Raw genomic sequence first — 16,628 nt, forward strand, 5'->3', positions numbered from 1 at the left:
CTGGAAAGAGATAACTGACTCATGATCCAGGTTCCTTTTCCGCCTTCCAAGGCAGCGCTGCTGCTGGACTTCGATGGAACGCTTGTTGATATCGCTCCGACACCTGAAAGCGTTATTGTTCCTGCTGGTTTGACGGAAGATCTGCTTCGGCTGAAAGATCTTCTGGGTGGGGCTCTGGCGATCGTGACAGGGCGGCCGATTGCGCAGATCGATCATTTTCTTCCCGGAATTCCGTATGCTGTTGCAGGTGAACATGGTGTCGCTATGCGCAAGTCACCGATGCACGATGTTGATCATCGGGTTCTGCCTGCTGTACCAGCGGACTGGCTGGGCGGAGCGGAAGACATTGTGGCGCGATATCCAGGTGCCAGTGTTGAGCGCAAAAGAGCAGGGATGGTTCTGCATTATCGGCAGAATCAGGATGCGGAACCGGCCTTTCGGTCTCTGGTTGGTGATTGGGCGGCTGAGCCGAATGGTTTTCGGCTTCAGGATGCGCACATGGCCATCGAGTTGCGTCCGTTGGGGGTGGATAAGGGCGGAGCAGTCCGTGAACTGATGGCTGAAAATCCTTTTCAGGGCCGGTTGCCACTCTTTGTCGGTGACGACGTTACAGACATGGATGGAGTGAGGGCTGCCCGCCAGATGGGGGGGGATGGCTGGCTTATTCCTGATGATTTTCCTGATGCAGCCACATTCCGCCGGTGGCTGCATGATTTGTCGGAGGGACATGGATGGGGCGCCTGATTGTTGTTTCCAATCGTACACCAGCGCCCGGAGAGCGGACGCAGCCTGCCGGGGGGCTGACTGTCGGGCTGTATGATGCTGTTCAGACACGCGACAGTTTGTGGTTCGGGTGGTCTGGTGAACAGGATGACGACGCGCTGGAGCATCCTGTTACGGAAGAGCGCGTGGGGAATGTGACGTACGCCACATTCGACATGACGCCACGGCAGTATGACCGGTTCTATCTGAACTTCTCGAATGGTGTTCTCTGGCCGCTCTGTCATTACCGAACACAGCTCATGCGTTATACGCGTGAGGATTGTGAGGCGTATTACGAAGCCAATGCCGTATTTGCTGATCGTCTTGTGCCTCTTCTTAAAGAAGACGATACGATCTGGATTCACGATTATCATCTTTTTCCGCTGGGGCAGATGTTGAGAGATCGTGGCGTTACGGGGCGGATTGGTTTTTTTCTGCACATTCCGTTTCCGCCCTGGAGTGTGGCGCGTCTTCTTCCGCAGTTGAAGAGATTGCTGGAAGGGCTTGCGGGGTGTGACAAGATTGGGGTTCAGACGCCTGAGGATGCTCAGAATTTGCGGGGGTGTTTTGAGGCGTCAGGTCTGACAGCAGATGTTGAGGCTGTGCCGATCGGGATTGATCCGATCCGGTTCAGGCAGCAGGCGATTGAGAGTGCCGCAGCAGAAGAGGTCGAACAGATTGTCGACAGTCTTGTTGGCAAGCGTCTGATTATCGGTGTGGACCGTCTGGATTATTCCAAGGGGCTTCCGGAGCGGATGCGTGGCTATGAAATGCTGTTGAAGAATTATCCGGAGTATCGTGGAAAGGTCACGTTTCTTCAGATTACCCCTGTTTCGCGTACGGGAGTCGAAAGTTATCGGCTGCTCAAGGAAGAGCTGGATGGTCTGGTGGGCACCATCAACGGCGCTTATGGTACGCCGGACTGGGTTCCGATCCGGTATACGACCTGGCCGATTTGCCGGAATGTTCTGGCGGGGCTCTATCGGGTGTCGGATGTGGGATACATTACGCCGCTTCGTGATGGCATGAATCTGGTCGCCAAGGAGTTTGTGGCGGCGCAGGATTCCAAGGATCCTGGTGTTCTTGTGCTGTCTCGTTTTGCGGGAGCTGCGCCTGAAATGCCAGAAGCGTTGCAGGTAAACCCGCTGGATGCCGAGGGGATGGCAGATGCGCTTCATGCGGCACTGACCATGGACGTGGAGACCCGTCATGAGGCATGGTCCGCGCTCTATGGCGAAGTGTCCCGCAATACGGCGGGAAGCTGGGCCAAACAGTTTCTTGATAGCCTGGAGGCTTCCCGACCATGACTCTGACTGGAACGAAACAGCCCGATATGACTAGGATTCTGGGAGGGTTGTTCGTTCTGGCGGGTCTGGCTGCGTTGGGGACCGCATGGTTTGCAGAGCACAGGCTTTTGCTTGCGCCCTGTGAGCTTTGCCTTTGGGAGCGTCGGCCATGGCGCGTTCTGATTGCGATTGGGGTTCTGACGCTTGCCGTGCCGCGGCGTTATGCGCGCTATTCGGTGTTGGCCGGGCTGGTGTGTGTGGCGGTCAGTATTGGTTTGGCGGTTTTGCATGCTGGTGTGGAACACAAATTCTGGCCGAGTCCGGCTCCTGAATGTCGTGCGCCGGTTTTCCATGGGGGAAGCTTCAAAGACTGGATGGCGTCCATGCCATCGCGTCCGAACAAGCCTTGTGATTCCCCGGATTATCTGTTCGGCCTTCCTGTTTCCATGACGGAACTGGGGGGGCTGTATGCTCTTGCCGTTTTTGTGCTGGGTAGCCTCGGAACCGTACGGTTGTTTCGGTCCCGAGGCTGAAGTCTTCAGAATCTCGGGCGACCTCGGCCGAAGATCAGGCTGATAACCAGCAGAACGAGGAAGATGAAGAACAGGATCTTGCCGATATAGGCGAAATCTGCCGAAATTCCTCCGAAGCCCAGGATGGCGGCGCAGAGCGCGAGGATGAGGAAGACAATTGTCCAGCGAAGAAGATCCATGGGTAATGTCTCCTGTGTCATGATGTTCCGTCCATCGGAGGAACGGGGGATGAGGAATGCAGAACGGCGCAATGTCATTCCGGTTCAATTTCGCAACGGCGCTTTCATGACAACGGCACTCAATACATGATCTGCCTCCCAGGCTTTTCTGTCCCGAAAGATGCAACATGACCGGATTCCGCTCTCTCTATCATCAGGGCTTTGCGCGGATTGCAGCCTGTACGTTGCCTGTTTCATTGGCCGAGGCGCAGGTCAACGCAGAGCGGGTTCTGGATGTTTTAAGAGACTGTGACCGTCAGCGGGTTGCTGCTGTTGTTTTTCCAGAGCTTGGGCTGACCGGGTACACGCTTGATGATCTCCGGTTCCAGGATGTGGTGTTGGAGGAGGCGCGGTCAGCCCTGATCTGGTTCGCGGAGCAAACGGCGTCTCTCATGAGTGTCGCTGTTGTGGGCGTGCCGCTGTGTCGCGGGGATCTGCTCTATAACTGTGCGGCTGTTCTGCATCGCGGGCGTATTCTTGGTGTTGTTCCAAAATCCTATTTGCCCCGGTATCGGGAGTTTTATGAGCCGCGCCAGTTTACGTCGGGATTGGGGACGACGGGTAGTATCCGGATTGGTGGGACGGAAGTGCCGTTTGGGGCTGATCTTCTGTTTGCAGCGGAAGATCAGGCCGGACTGACATTGGGTGTTGAGATCTGTGAGGATCTGTGGGTGGCCAATCCGCCGAGTGGTCGTCTGGCACAGGCCGGTGCGAGCGTCATTCTGAACCCGTCTGCGTCGCCGGTGACGATCGGACGGACGGATGATCGATCGCTGCTGTGTCAGGCGCAGTCTATGCGGACGCTGACGGCTTATGTGTATGCGGCGGCTGGAGAAGGGGAATCCACGACGGATCTTGCCTGGGATGGGCAGGTCTCCATCCATGAAAATGGGCACCTTCTGGCGCAGTCAGACCGTTTCCCTCAGGGAGAACGGCTTGTCGTTGCGGATGTTGATCTGGATTTGTTGCGGCAGGAGCGTTTGCGGACCGGGCAATTCGGGGTGGGATGTGAAAGCATTCGCACGATTGGTTTCGAACTGGGAGCGCCCGTTGAGGATCTTGGGTTGAAGCGGGACGTCCCTCGTTTTCCGTTCGTGCCGTCCGACGTGAAAACGCTTGCTCGGGATTGTTATGAGGCCTGGACCATTCAGGTCAGCGCACTGTGCCAGAGGTTGAAAGCCAGCGGAGCGCAACGGGCCGTTATCGGTGTTTCGGGGGGGTTGGATAGTACGCTGGCTCTTCTGGTTGCTGCGAGGGCTGCAGATGAACTCGGTTGGCCCCGAACGCATGTGTTGGCTTACACAATGCCGGGGTTTGCGACGGGCACTGAAAGTCGTGGGTTGGCGCATGCTTTGATGGATGCGCTGGGCGTGGAGTCCAATGAACTGGATATCCGACCGGCTGCGGAGACCATGCTGGAGGGGATTGGTCACCCGTATGCAGAGGGGAAACCGATTCATGACATTACGTTTGAAAATGTTCAGGCAGGGTTGCGAACCGATTTCCTGTTCAGGCTGGCTAATCACCGCAATGGGATTGTGATCGGTACGGGCGATCTGTCCGAGCTAGCGTTGGGTTGGTGCACATATGGCGTGGGAGATCAGATGTCCCATTACAATGTTAATGCCGGAATGCCGAAGACGCTGATTCAGCATGTTATCCGATGGTTGGTGCGGGAAGGCGAGTTGGGGGCTGGCACCGCTGAAGTTCTGGAGAAGATCGTCAGCGCTGAAATTTCGCCAGAGCTGGTGCCGGATACGGGGCAGGGTATTCAGAGTACGGAGCAGAGGATTGGCCCCTATGCCCTTCAGGATTTCACACTGTTTTATGTCCTGAGATATGGTTTTCGCCCGTCCCGTATCGCATTTCTGGCCGAAAAGGCGTGGGGAGATGTTACGACGGGCTCCTGGCCTGCGCATTATCCGGAAGATCGGCGGATTTCTTATGATCTGGCGGAGATCTGTCACTGGCTTGAAGTGTTTATTCTCCGGTTTTTTGGGACCAGTCAGTTCAAGCGTTCAGCTATGCCAAATGGGCCAAAAATCGTTGCTGGAGGCTCTCTTTCGCCGCGTGGGGACTGGCGAGCTCCATCGGATGGTAACGCACGATCCTGGCTAAAAGAGCTAAAACAGAACACGGCTATGTGAACTTTCAAACTTTTCGGGGGTTGGGGGTTCCGTACCGTGGCTTTCATGCCAATATGTGGAACACCATTTTATCTAACGGAGATTTGTCCGTCATGGCTTACGCTACGACCAATCCTTATACGGGTGAAACGCTCAAGACTTTCCCGGAAGCGACCGATCAGGAAGTCCAGCAGGCAATCACCGACGCGTATGAGGCTTTCAAAAGCTGGCGCGATGTATCTTTTGCAGACCGCGCCAAGGTCATGAGTGCTGCTGGTGCGATCCTGCGCCGCGATATTGATAAATATGCCAAGCTTCTGACCCTCGAAATGGGCAAGCTTTATGAAGAAGCCAAGCTGGAGACGATCCTCTCCGCTGAGATCTTCGAATACTATGCCAAGAATGCTGAAGAGCTTCTGAAGCCGGAGAAGCTGCCGGTTGCTGATCCGAAGGAAGGCGAAGCCATCCTGATCCATCAGCCGCAGGGTATCGTTTTTGCGATCGAGCCCTGGAACTTCCCATATTACCAGATCGCCCGCATCATCGCGCCGCAGCTTTCTGCCGGTAACACGGTTCTGCTGAAGCATGCTTCCAACGTTCCGCAGTGTGCGGCGATCTTCGACGACCTGATGGTTGAAGCTGGCCTGCCAAAGGGTGCGTTCAAGAATCTGTATGCGGCTCGCCATCACACGGAAGTCATCCTGAATGATCCGCGTGTTTGTGGTGTTGCTCTGACGGGTTCTGAAGGAGCTGGCGCCATTGTTGCCAGCACGGCTGGTAAGGCTCTGAAGAAGGCCACAATGGAACTCGGCGGTGCTGATGCTTTCGTGGTTCTGGAAGATGCCGACGTTGAGAAGGCTGCCAAGTGGGCCGCTTTTGGTCGTCACTGGAACGCCGGTCAGGTTTGCGTGTCGTCCAAGCGTCTGATTGTTGTGGATTCGATCTACGACCAGTTTCTTGAGATCTACAAGGCTGAGGTTGCCAAGCTGAAGGCTGGCGATCCGATGGATCCGTCCACGACGCTGGCTCCACTGTCTTCCCAGAAGGCTGCTGATGATCTGAAGGCTCAGGTTGAAGAAGCCAAGAAGCATGGTGCTGTTGTCGAAGTGATCGGTGCGCCGGTTCCGGAGAAGGGGGCATTCTTCCAGCCGCTTCTGATGACGAACCTGCATGGTGACAATGAAGCCCGTCACTGGGAGTTCTTCGGTCCGGTTACCCAGCTCTATCGCGTCAAGGATGAGGCTGAGGCGATCCGTGTTGCCAATGACTCCCCGTTTGGTCTGGGTGGCTCTGTCTTCACGAAGGATACGGCTCGTGGCGTGAAGGTTGCTGAGAAGATCTATACGGGCATGGTTTATGTGAACCACCCGACGATGGTGAAGGCTGATCTGCCGTTCGGTGGTGTGGCCCGTTCTGGCTACGGTCGTGAACTGATCGGTCTGGGGATCAAGGAATTCGTCAATCACAAGCTGATCGACGTTGTTGATATCGACGCTCCATTCTGAGGTTGTGATGGTCAGGGGAAACTCTGGCCGTTCAACCAGAGAAAAACCCCGGACAGATTATCTGTCCGGGGTTTTTTATTGTCATTGGGAAAGTGTTTAGAGGCGTTGTTCTGGGGCCTCTGCCGTCAAATTAATCCATGGGTGACGCGATTTGACGTAGCTGACGACGCGTGTCTTATGAGCGGCCTGCTCCGTAGAGAGATTTGTCATGGAATGAGTGTGCTGGCGGTAGTCGGCCAGAATGACTGGAACCTGACGGCCAGGCAGGCCAAGTTCGGCTAAAGTGCACCAGAGATCAAAGTCTTCCCATCCCATGGCTTCACGTGAAACATAATAGCCGCCAGCGGCAGTCCAGGCCCATTTTGCAATCATTGCCATTGCATCCACGCGGTTTCCCGAGACGAGCGAAAGCGGATTGAAGGGAAGGTCGCCAAGGACTGCAAAAGGGCCTCTGCCTGGCGAGACGTCCTGAGGGCTAAGTAGGAGTGGCCCATTTTCGTTGAAGCATTGGATAATGGGATAAGCGTAAGCGATTCCGAATGCCATGGCGGCGTGAAGCGTTTCGCAGGCATCCGGACGCAGAAGATTGTCTGCATCCAGTTGCATGACGCAATCTGTCTCTGCGGTATCCATTCCAATGTTTCGTGCTCCTCCCAGTCCGGCATTGCGGAGAGAGCGCTTCAGGATCAGTCTGTTGAAGCGTGTTACATTTCGCTCCATCCAGAGACGTATCAGGTCTACGGAGCCGTCTGTTGAGCCGTCATCAACCACAATCAGATCAAGTTGAGAAAGTGTCTGAGCGGAGACAGAATCCAAGGCATCCAGAATGTAGTTGTTGTAGTTGTAGGATGTGATGACGACGGTGACGTCAGCTTCTCCAAAAACGTCGTGATGGAAAAGTGTTTCGTGCTCTGGGATAACGGGTAGAGCGCGAGGTTGCAGATGTTTGCGGGAAAGAAGCAGTTCGCCCGCTTCGGCAGCCTCTTCGTCTCCCTGCAGGGAGGAAATGGCAAGTTTCATGCGGCGCGCCTGTGCCTCCGGGCTGAAAGGCCACAGCACGTCATGATAGGCATCGCGCGCCATGCGCTGTCGTAGTTCTGGGTTATCGACCAGCGCAAGAAGTGCGGTAGTCCAGTCGGCAGGTGTTTCGGCAAGAAAGCCTGTTATGCCGTGACGCACCAGCTGTTTGAATGGGCCTGTTGGAGATACGACGGAGGCGCTTCCTGAGAGGGAGGCCTCCAGAAACTTGATCTCACTTTTTGCTTCGCAAAAGACATTCCCGATTTCGAGGGGGGCAATAGAAATATCAAACCGTCCGAATTCATCGGGAATATCTGGGAGAGGAACTGTTTCCCGCCATTCGATCTGGCTGCTCAGGTTCTGGAATTCTGGAAACTCTTCCAGAAGGAGCATGGGGGACTGACTGTCTTTCTCCCGAAACAAAACCAGTCTGACGTTTGGGCGCTGTGACAGAACATATGCGATAGAGGGGGCGGCTACGGCAAAATCACGCTGATGTGTTCTGGTGCCTGTAGCGTATCCGATGCGAATGAGGGTGTCGCCTGCTGCGGAAAGGTGAAGTCCCTCTTGAAGGCGACGATTCAGACGGGAGCGGCGCAGAGTGTTTTTGTCATAGGTATTGGGAAGAATGTGTACCACCGGCCGCAATTTGTGCATCGCGTGGGCGAGTTCCCGGGTTGTGGCTGACCCCTGATCACAGCGCATCAAGGTTCGGCGAACATCCGTAAAGAAGTGTTCAATTCTTTCCTCAGTTGTTCCGATCGACCGGATACCATCAATCAGATCTATGCGGGCATAGTGAGGGACAAAAACGATGTCGTCGGCGTCGAAGATGGTTTTGACGTTCTGCTGCTGGGCCAGATCAAGCATTGTGCTGACATGCCCACTGTATTCTACCCGCCAGAGTATCATGACGTCTGCCCAGCAGATGTCATCGTAGCTGACGTTTGCGCAATCCTGAACGCGAGCTTCGAAACCGGCGTGGCGTGCGGCTTCGGCGTTTCGGTAGCAGCGATAAATCACGCCCGGTATGTTGGCTTCGCCTGCAACAAAGAGGACACGTGTTGTCGCTGAACGAGAGGGAATGTCTTCGTTAGAGGGCAGAGTGAGATCTACGGAAGGTGTTTCTGCATCAGCTGATGTGGGTTCAGACGGGAAAAATGTTGGGTGTGTGGGAATATCTCGTAGGATGGGTGGTTCGGGGAGTGTGGGTACGTAAGGGATGAAAGGTGTCCGTAGAGCTCTCAGTAGCCTGCGCCAGACAGGTGTGGGGTGATAGAGCAACTCTCTCAGAGCTTCCAGCGCCTGATGGCTTAGTGTGAGTTTTGTACTGAATGCCGCACAGGCCTGTTGAGCGTCTATGTAAGATTGTTCGATTTCTTCTCGTCTGAGAGAGGAAATGTGAAGTTCATATTTGATATTATCAAGCTTCTTTTGAATATTATTTAATTTGGCATGAATAATAATGTTTTCAGCTTGGAGAAGGTGAGATTTTTCAGAAAGAGACTGAATAATAGAGGCTTGGGTAGAAATATTTTGTGTTGAGGCGCGTGTATCGATTCGAAGAGAACGTGTGATTTCTTCTGCACTGTGAAGGGCAGTAATTGCGGTAACGAGTTTATCGCGGGCCCGACGTCCTTCCAGATCGTGGGCGAGAAGCTGGCGTAATTTTTGACGGAACTGGTGCGCAGGTTCAGATATCTCATTTAGAAAAGACAGGGTGGTATTCTGAGAGGAAATTCGAACATCCAAGCAGTCTGAAAGAAATATGAAATCTTTTTCTGTATTGAATTTTGGGCCTACAAGCAGAGTGCTTGCAGAATTTTGATCTGGAACAGCCTCGTGAGCGTAATGACAAAAAAGAGAAATTCCAGTTTTTTGTGTGGTCGTGAAGATATTTCTTAGCTCTGGGATGAAATTTTTTTGAAATTCTTGGAGATTCAGACCAATATTTCTGTCTAATTCAGTGGATAGAAATATGAACGGCTGATTCGAGCGGGCATTTTTTTCTAAAGTGACCAGCCAACACAGAAAGCGTATGGCCTGTTCATTATACGCAGACGCGTTATTGGCTGCCCTCGGTGATTCTACTGAGAGAAAGAGCGCCAGTTCGGCCAGAATCTGATCTTGGTGAGCGGGAAACATGCTGGATGAATGATCAATCACGGTGTGCAGCTTAAGGATTCTGGAACAATTTCACAGAGAGATGTGAAGCAAAAAATTGAAAAATAGTTCACAATACTCTGTTTTTTATGGAGTATTAAAATTTTTGCAACAAAGAAGCTCGGTAAATTTTATATAACCATTGCAACCTTTGGTAAAATGCAATCTTGTGATGTGGGGCATTCCTGCCCCGGCTCATTCTGCAGCTTAGGTGGCTGAGTGGGAAAGAAGCACTGTTTGCGGGTCTGTGTGTTGCCCGATGAACGTGGGTAGAGTCGTGCGGGGACCAAGGCAGAATCCTGATTGCTTTTTGGGAGGCGGCTTTGATATATGCAAGACTCGTCACTCGATCATTTGGGTGGTCTGAGGGCCGCCAGTGCGAGGCAATCTTTGTTTAGGAGTGCATGGTAATGGCAATCACTACCGTGGTTGGCGCCTCCGGCCAGATCCTTGCGGTCACGGTCGATGGTGCACAGGCCCAAGCTCTGGCCAATCAGTATTCGTCTGCTATCTCAGGTGTGAGCGGTCTGACGAGTTACGATCTGGTTCCAGGAAGCAACAGTTCATTCTCTGCGGGTGTTTCTCAGGGTGTCATTACCCAGAGCGGCAGCTACAGCATTAATGGCGACGTCCAGTATATCGCTGCAGGCAGCTATGCCGCGCAGGATACGCTGACTGGCTCCGTAGCGATCGACCTCAGCAAGAACACGGCATCTTCCGTTAGCCTGCTCACGGGCGCATGGGATGGTGTTTCTGTTGTTGCTGGCAATCAGAGCGGCTCGGTCGTCAGTAGCGTTGGAAACAACTTCTTCCTCGGAGCGGGTAAGACGGGTAGCTGGAACATCGTTACGGGTTCTGGAAACGACACGATTCTCGGCTCTAACGGTAACAATACCATTGATGGTGGAACGGGTAATAACCTGATCTATCTGGGTAGTGGCACGAACGTTGTCCGTTCTGAAGGTCAGGACACGATTGATGGCAGCAACGGTACCGACACCGTTACCCTGCTTGGTGGCAGCTCGGTTGTTAACCTGCATGCAAATGCAACGGTTTATGACACGACAGGCTCCAACAGTGTAACCGTTGGTAACAACAGCTTCATCACGGGCGGTAGCTCCAGCACGTACTTCACGACTGGTGCCAGTGCCACTGTTTCTGGTGGTCTTAACGACACCATTTCTGCTGCAGGCGACCTTCAGCAGATCCGGGGTACGGGTAACACGATCAGCGTTGATGGTTCGTTGTCCTTCCTCAATGGTACGGGTAACACGACCATCACGGCAGGCAATGCAACCCTGTTCGGTGCATCTGGCCTGAATGTTCAGTTCGATGGCACATCCGGTTACAGCCTGTTCGTAGGCACCGGTGGTGACGAAACGATTTCTGCTGCGTCTTCACACGGCGTTCTGGAAGCGTTTGCATCCAACGGCGGCAACACGACGATCATTGGTGGCACGGGCGCAGACACGCTTGTTGCTGGCTCCGGCAATGCAACCTTCACGGGTGGTTCGGGCGGTTCCAATCTGTTCGCTCTGAACGGTGGCCTGGCTGGCGGTGACTATACGATTACCGACTTCGGTAGCGCTGCTGGTAACCTGGTGGCTCTGTATCGGTATGGCCTGCAGAATAACGATGGTCTGCAGAACGTTCTGAGCGCAGCGACTGTGGCTGGTGGTAACACCACCATTGCTCTGAATGACGGTTCCAAGATCACCTTCGTTGGTGTCACGGATCTGAAGGCTTCGGACTTTACTCTGAGCTGATCTGGTTTGTTAGCTTGCTAACATCTATAAAGAGAGCTGGGTTCGAAAGAGCCCAGCTTTTTTATTTGTATTTAATCGTTTCTAGACCTGAGCTTTTTGTCTGATGAACCTGCCGACTCAAGATGTAACGCTTCTTCCTGCTGAAGTCGAAGAGGACTCACAGAAAGTTCTTTTGGAAAGCTATCGTAGCTCTTCTCGGTTAAACGGGATGCGTGCCGATGGTTTGCAGGGCGAGAGCGCCCATCTGCGGCATCAGATTTCTTTGATTCATCGTTCTTTGTCCTGGCGTGTCACTAAGCCGCTTAGGGCTGTACGTTCGCTCAGTCTGGGAAGACTTCCCTCTGGACGTCCTCTCAAGGAGTTGCCGGAGAGACTTTCCGCTCTCTGGGAGGAAGGTGGCGTCAAGGCGATTGGTAAGGCGGTTGAGAAACGATTTCCTGCCCGGATACGGCTGAAGCAGAAAGTGAAGGTTTCTTCTCAGGGACAGAAGCCGTCTTCGGTGCCGGGGCAGCCCTCTCTTTCAAGTGGGACTGGAAAGCCGGTTTCGCCGCTGTCCGTTTATAGTGATCCTCTGGATAAGACGGCGGTGTCTCTGGCTCCTCGTATTCTTATCATTGCAGAGGTGTCTCTTCGTCAGTGTGCGAAATACCGTGTCTGGCAAAAGCGCGATCTTCTTGAGCGTCTTGGATGGACAGTGGAAGTTGTTGACTGGCGCGACATCAATGTTGCCATGTCTGCTCTACAGATTTGTACGCAGGTTATCTTTTACCGGGTGCCGGGCTTTGATGATGTCATGAAGCTTGTGAAGGAAGCGCATCGTCTGCGTCTTCAGCCGCGTTGGGAAGTCGATGATCTGATTTTTGATGCAGAAGAATATTTGCAGAACGGTAATATCAGTAGTCTGCCCAAGTCCGAGCAGGATCTGCTCATGTCCGGTGTGGTTTTGTTCAAGCGTTGTATGCTGGCGTGTGGGCAAGGCATTGCATCTACGCGGGCTCTGGCCCAGGCGATGCGAGATGCCGGGTTGAAGCATGTTGATATTGTTGAAAACGCCCTTGATCGCGAGACACTGGAGATTGCAGCGTCTTTGCCGCTTCGTGGAGACGCTGTTGATGATCGTGTGTGGGTGTCTTACGGGTCGGGTACCAACACGCATGATGAGGATTTCCGGCAGGCTGAAGCGGGGCTGATTGCTGCTCTGGATGAAGAGCCGCGTTTGTGTCTGCGTGTTATAGGGCAACTCAAACTTTCGAAGGACTTTGACCGGTTTGGGGATCGGATTGAGCGCCTCACGGAACTGTCCTATCGCGATTATCTTGCGGCTCTGGCGCAGACGGATATTGCGATTGCTCCGTTAGAGCCTACGCTTTTCAATGATTGTAAAAGTAACATCAAGTTTCTTGAAGCAGCCGTGGTGCGGGTTGCTGCTCTTTGCTCACCTCGTGATGCGTTTCTTGCAGTCATGCGTCATGAGGAAAATGGGCTTTTGGCGGTTACCTCTGACGAGTGGAAGAGTGGCTTCCTAAAGCTTGCGCGGGATAAAGCGCTTCGTAATCGGTTGGCAGCTCGGGCCTGGCAGGATGTCATAGAGCGTTATGCGCCTGAATCCATGGCTGTGACACAGGGTAAAGCACTGTTTGGTTTGCCGGTAGTGCCTGAGCGCAAGTCGTTGCGCGTCCTTATGACGAATGTTTATTACGCGCCACGGTCTTTTGGTGGTGCGACAATCGTTGTTGAGGAACTAGCGCTGCGCTTGCGCAAGAGTGGTGTAGAGGTTGGGATATTGACGTCCCGGCCCCATCTTGACGGGCGGCTGTCAGGAAATATCCGCTATGTCGCTAATGGGTCTGATGTTCTTGCCGCAATGATTCCAGACGGGAACGATGTTATCGGCTCGATGGATAACCCGCATATGGCAGAGCAGTTTGCAGACTGGCTTGATGCCTACCAGCCGGATGTTGTGCATGTTCATGCTGCGCAGGGGTTGGGTACGGCCATGTTGCGGGTGTGTCAGGAGCGCGGCGTTCCTTATGTGCTGACGCTTCATGACGCCTGGTGGCTGTGTGATCGACAGTTCATGGTTCGTGGGGACGGACGTTACTGTTTTCAGACGACCATAGACCAACAGGTTTGTCAGATGTGCGTGCCACATGCCCGTCATCTGACGGACCGGTGGTTCCTGATGCATCAGGCTTTGTCAGAGGCGGCTTTGTTGATTAGTCCGTCAGAGGCTCATCGTCAGCTTTATCTGGCGAATGGTGTTGATCCGGATCGTATTGTGGTGAACCGGAATGGTTTCCGATGGCCGGAACGTCCTAGGACGCCGCGTCTTCCGGGTTCGCCCGTCCGGTTCGGGTTTGTAGGGGGAACGGAGGCTGTGAAGGGCTATCCGCAACTCAAGAAATGTATGGAGTCTTTGGAGCGTTCGGACTGGGAGCTTGTTCTGGTTGATAACAAGCTTAATCTTGGTTTCAGGTCGATCCATCCGCGAGACTGGTCGGTCAAGGGGCATTTGGAAATCATACCGGCATTCAGTCAAAGTGGCCTTGATGACTTTTATGACCAGATTGATGTGCTGCTGTTCCCGTCACAGTGGAAAGAGAGTTATGGCCTGACGGTGCGTGAGGCTTTGTCCCGGGATGTCTGGGTTGTAACCACTGCGCCGGGTGGGCAGTCAGAAGATGTCGTAGATGGTGTAAATGGCACATACCTGCCGATTGATGGTCGCGCGGAAACGCTGGCAGCTGCGGTTGAGGCTCTTCTGGATCAGCCGGGTAAGTTTGATGGGTATGTAAATCCGTTCAAAGATCGTCTGGCGACATATGAAGCGCAGACGGAAGAACTGCTTGGCTTCCTTGAAGGGGTGGCCAAGCGAAAGAACTGATTATCGACCGAGCAGCAGGGCCGGCAAAGCGTGTAGCCGGTCCTCGCTGGCAATCGCCTGTACCAATCGCGCGCGGAAACCTGCTTTTTTGTATTGGGCGCGTGGCGGGTGATTGGCCAGGTATTGGGCGATCCAGTCCGGATTGAAAAAGGCGGGATCAGGAATTTCCTGACGCCAGAGATGTACGGACGGTATTCCGCTGGGGTTGTCTCTCAATAATTCGGTTTTGATGAAGGGAGCTTTTCCTGAACGCAGGACGGCCCGCCAATCCGTATGCATGGGGTTGATCGCGAGGAGGCGTGCTATGCCGCGTGTGCCGCTCCATGAAGCCGCCATATCCATTTCTGCAGCCTGCATGGCCAAGCCGAGGCCCAACTCACCGTGAAGAACGATTTCCGGTTTGCTCATTTCGCAAAACGGTTGGCGAAAGACCCTCTGGATAGCGGGGTGCTCGAATGCCTGTCGGGACATGACCAGAAACCATGACTGAAGATGACGGTTGATGGCTTCGGAGCGGACCATGCCCCAGATTGGGTGCTGTTTCGCACGCATGCGGGTTACGATGGGCGAGAGGGGGGCCATGGGACCGAAAACGCTGTCATTGGCGAACAGGATTTCGTCAGCGCCTTCGTCGCAGTGTTGTTTGAGAAGCTCTTGCCAGGAGCCAAAATCAAGACCGGCATTTTCTCGGGGATAAAGTTCGGCTTTTACGGGGTTGGGTCCAGATGTGAAGCTGCGCTTCAAGTTTTCCAGCCCTTGATGGTCCTGCGGTGAGAGGCTGGAAACTGCAACATGGATCTCGAACCCACAGTCCGCAATCTGGTTGAGAAGGTGGCGAGTGTGGGGAGCCAGGGTTCCTGCAGGATCGTGATAGGCAAAAAGACAGACAGAATGCGACATGGAAGTCCTACGGATGGAACGCTGGGGCGATTGCGACGATTATATCATTGTTCCTTGGTAGCATTGTAAGAAATACTGAGGAATGTTCTATTGATGGCAGCAGAAGTTTCTGGGTGTTTTGGGATGCAGCCTGAGAGAAAATCGAAGCAGAGGAGAATGATGCATCCATGAGTAAAGCATTTCTCGCCGCAGTTCTTCAGGACTCCATTGACTGTACAGGCGTTGCCGCGCAACGGGCCGCGAATGATCTTGTAGAAGCGATTATTGACGAGTTGAAGCGCGAAGGTGGCTTCACCATTCCGTCTTTTGGCACTTTCACTGTGTGTGAGACGAAGGCCCGACAGGCGACGAACCCCCGAACTGGTGAGCCAGTTTCAGTTCCGTCGGGAAGGACGGTTCGGTTCAAGGCCAGTCCGGGATTGAAGCAGAATTTGTAGGAAAGTGGTGTTTTTTGGAGAGGTGAGTACTGGTTTTTGGGGTCAGTACTTATTTCTCTGCGTTAGGTCTTGATGGGGTACAGGGATAATGTGCAGGGCATCAAAGAATGTCCCAAAATTCGGTGTTTTTGGGACGGTAATCTTACCTAAAAGAACCAAAGAAGAACAAAATATTGTCCTAGAAAGGCAATAAGATGTCATGCATAGTTATAAAAAATTATGCATAGAGGCTTTAACAGTGCAGACGGTTTTATCCAGTAAAGAGCAAATGCTCGTTACGTACGACCCCAATGAACCGATTGAGCTAAAAAAATTTTCTGACAGTATTGGCGCTCTGGCAGACGAATATCATAGCTATATTAGAAAAAACTATAAATTTTCTCCAGATAATTTTCCTGAGATAAGAATAAGAGAAATACGAAAAGGGTCGATAATTGTTGACCTGTTTAATAGTGTAATTAGCGGTGGATTTTTCGATGATGCTGACAAAATTAATCATGGGTTAGAATTTTTCAAAAATATTAAAGGTCTAACTTCGTTTTTTCTGGGGAAAAGTAAGGAGCCGCCGAAAAATACAACAACATCTACAGTAAAAAATCTTATAGATATGGTTGAGCCTATTTCTCAAGATGTTGGTGGAAATATGATTTTCCATGCATCAGGAAATGGGACTATAAATATCAACATAAACCAATCCGAAGCCAACCTAATATCAAGACGAGGTGAAAATTGGATTGCACAACAGAAAATACCGACAAAACAAACATATACGAAAGAAATATTTTATTGGTACCAAACAAGAGATACGTTTTCAAATAAAACTGGAGATAAGGGAATAGTTGAATCTATAACCAAGAGGCCAGTAAATACATATATTTCAAACGAAGAAATAAAATCAAAAATGGAGGGTTCGAAAAACCTTCTGGATTTGAGGGTTCCTCTGTGATTCCATCTCTCCTGCGTTGATTGGGGATGATGGCAGATGAAGCAGCCTGGTTTCTTTGATGTTGAAGAGCGGCTGGCCCGGT

At 52.7% G+C, this 16,628-nt stretch carries 12 protein-coding genes; 9 read left to right on the plus strand and 3 right to left on the minus strand.

What is annotated here, in order from left to right:
- Positions 1-21: 21 nt before the first annotated feature.
- The 3 genes from otsB to J4P41_RS11640 are packed head-to-tail and all read left to right on the plus strand — an operon-like array spanning position 22 to position 2,581.
- On the plus strand, positions 22-744 hold the full coding sequence (gene otsB / locus J4P41_RS11630; RefSeq protein ID WP_010504513.1) for a trehalose-phosphatase: 723 nt from the start codon (positions 22-24) through the stop codon (positions 742-744).
- Positions 732-2,069, plus strand: coding sequence for an alpha,alpha-trehalose-phosphate synthase (UDP-forming) (locus J4P41_RS11635; RefSeq protein WP_426067251.1), 1,338 nt, complete (start codon positions 732-734; stop codon positions 2,067-2,069). The genes otsB and J4P41_RS11635 overlap by 13 nt, the downstream gene beginning before the upstream one ends.
- Positions 2,066-2,581 (plus strand): disulfide bond formation protein B, encoded by a 516-nt coding sequence (locus J4P41_RS11640; RefSeq protein WP_426067253.1) that lies wholly within the window; start codon positions 2,066-2,068, stop codon positions 2,579-2,581. Before J4P41_RS11635 ends, J4P41_RS11640 begins: the two co-directional genes overlap by 4 nt.
- 5 nt (positions 2,582-2,586) lie before the next feature.
- Here J4P41_RS11640 and J4P41_RS11645 read toward each other — a convergent pair whose 3' ends face one another.
- Positions 2,587-2,760: a DUF1328 domain-containing protein gene (locus J4P41_RS11645; protein WP_426067254.1), complete on the minus strand. Its 174-nt coding sequence runs from the start codon at positions 2,758-2,760 to the stop codon at positions 2,587-2,589.
- A 167-nt stretch (positions 2,761-2,927) separates the two neighbouring features.
- Between J4P41_RS11645 and J4P41_RS11650 the strand changes: the two genes are divergently transcribed.
- Entirely contained in the window at positions 2,928-4,946 is a 2,019-nt protein-coding gene (locus J4P41_RS11650) for an NAD(+) synthase (RefSeq protein WP_426067255.1), read from the plus strand.
- Between the two features lie 92 nt (positions 4,947-5,038).
- On the plus strand, positions 5,039-6,430 hold the full coding sequence (locus J4P41_RS11655; protein ID WP_034880844.1) for an NAD-dependent succinate-semialdehyde dehydrogenase: 1,392 nt from the start codon (positions 5,039-5,041) through the stop codon (positions 6,428-6,430).
- A gap of 96 nt (positions 6,431-6,526) precedes the next feature.
- Here J4P41_RS11655 and J4P41_RS11660 read toward each other — a convergent pair whose 3' ends face one another.
- Entirely contained in the window at positions 6,527-8,734 is a 2,208-nt protein-coding gene (locus tag J4P41_RS11660) for a glycosyltransferase (RefSeq protein ID WP_426067256.1), read from the minus strand.
- A gap of 1,289 nt (positions 8,735-10,023) precedes the next feature.
- On the opposite strand from J4P41_RS11660, the gene J4P41_RS11665 reads away from it, so the two are divergent.
- A complete protein-coding gene (locus J4P41_RS11665) occupies positions 10,024-11,379 on the plus strand; it encodes a beta strand repeat-containing protein (protein ID WP_426067257.1) in 1,356 nt (451 codons plus the stop codon).
- A gap of 103 nt (positions 11,380-11,482) precedes the next feature.
- The gene (locus J4P41_RS11670) at positions 11,483-14,263 is read left to right on the plus strand and encodes a glycosyltransferase (RefSeq protein WP_426067258.1); all 2,781 of its coding nucleotides are present in this window, start codon (positions 11,483-11,485) and stop codon (positions 14,261-14,263) included.
- On the opposite strand, the gene J4P41_RS11675 is transcribed toward J4P41_RS11670, so the two are convergent.
- Entirely contained in the window at positions 14,264-15,163 is a 900-nt protein-coding gene (locus J4P41_RS11675; RefSeq protein WP_426067259.1) for a rhamnan synthesis F family protein, read from the minus strand.
- Between the two features lie 167 nt (positions 15,164-15,330).
- On the opposite strand from J4P41_RS11675, the gene J4P41_RS11680 reads away from it, so the two are divergent.
- Together J4P41_RS11680 and J4P41_RS11685 are read left to right on the plus strand one after the other, a co-directional pair.
- Entirely contained in the window at positions 15,331-15,600 is a 270-nt protein-coding gene (locus J4P41_RS11680; protein WP_010504529.1) for an HU family DNA-binding protein, read from the plus strand.
- Positions 15,601-15,799: 199 nt separating this feature from the next.
- Positions 15,800-16,546 (plus strand): hypothetical protein, encoded by a 747-nt coding sequence (locus J4P41_RS11685; RefSeq protein ID WP_426067260.1) that lies wholly within the window; start codon positions 15,800-15,802, stop codon positions 16,544-16,546.
- Positions 16,547-16,628: the final 82 nt, after the last annotated feature.

The organism is Gluconobacter sp. NFX36, from assembly GCF_049887835.1.
In the GTDB taxonomy this organism is placed as follows: domain Bacteria; phylum Pseudomonadota; class Alphaproteobacteria; order Acetobacterales; family Acetobacteraceae; genus Gluconobacter; species Gluconobacter japonicus_A.

Bases quoted from the DNA above. Each gene is read 5' to 3' on its own strand.
- J4P41_RS11680 (WP_010504529.1), top strand. From the start codon at position 15,331: ATGAGTAAAGCATTTCTCGCCGCAGTTCTTCAGGACTCCATTGACTGT.
- J4P41_RS11645 (WP_426067254.1), bottom strand. From the start codon at position 2,760: ATGGATCTTCTTCGCTGGACAATTGTCTTCCTCATCCTCGCGCTCTGC.
- J4P41_RS11670 (WP_426067258.1), top strand. From the start codon at position 11,483: ATGAACCTGCCGACTCAAGATGTAACGCTTCTTCCTGCTGAAGTCGAA.
- J4P41_RS11675 (WP_426067259.1), bottom strand. From the start codon at position 15,163: ATGTCGCATTCTGTCTGTCTTTTTGCCTATCACGATCCTGCAGGAACC.
- J4P41_RS11655 (WP_034880844.1), top strand. From the start codon at position 5,039: ATGGCTTACGCTACGACCAATCCTTATACGGGTGAAACGCTCAAGACT.
- J4P41_RS11665 (WP_426067257.1), top strand. From the start codon at position 10,024: ATGGCAATCACTACCGTGGTTGGCGCCTCCGGCCAGATCCTTGCGGTC.
- otsB (WP_010504513.1), top strand. From the start codon at position 22: ATGATCCAGGTTCCTTTTCCGCCTTCCAAGGCAGCGCTGCTGCTGGAC.
- J4P41_RS11650 (WP_426067255.1), top strand. From the start codon at position 2,928: ATGACCGGATTCCGCTCTCTCTATCATCAGGGCTTTGCGCGGATTGCA.
- J4P41_RS11640 (WP_426067253.1), top strand. From the start codon at position 2,066: ATGACTCTGACTGGAACGAAACAGCCCGATATGACTAGGATTCTGGGA.
- J4P41_RS11685 (WP_426067260.1), top strand. From the start codon at position 15,800: ATGCATAGTTATAAAAAATTATGCATAGAGGCTTTAACAGTGCAGACG.
- J4P41_RS11635 (WP_426067251.1), top strand. From the start codon at position 732: ATGGGGCGCCTGATTGTTGTTTCCAATCGTACACCAGCGCCCGGAGAG.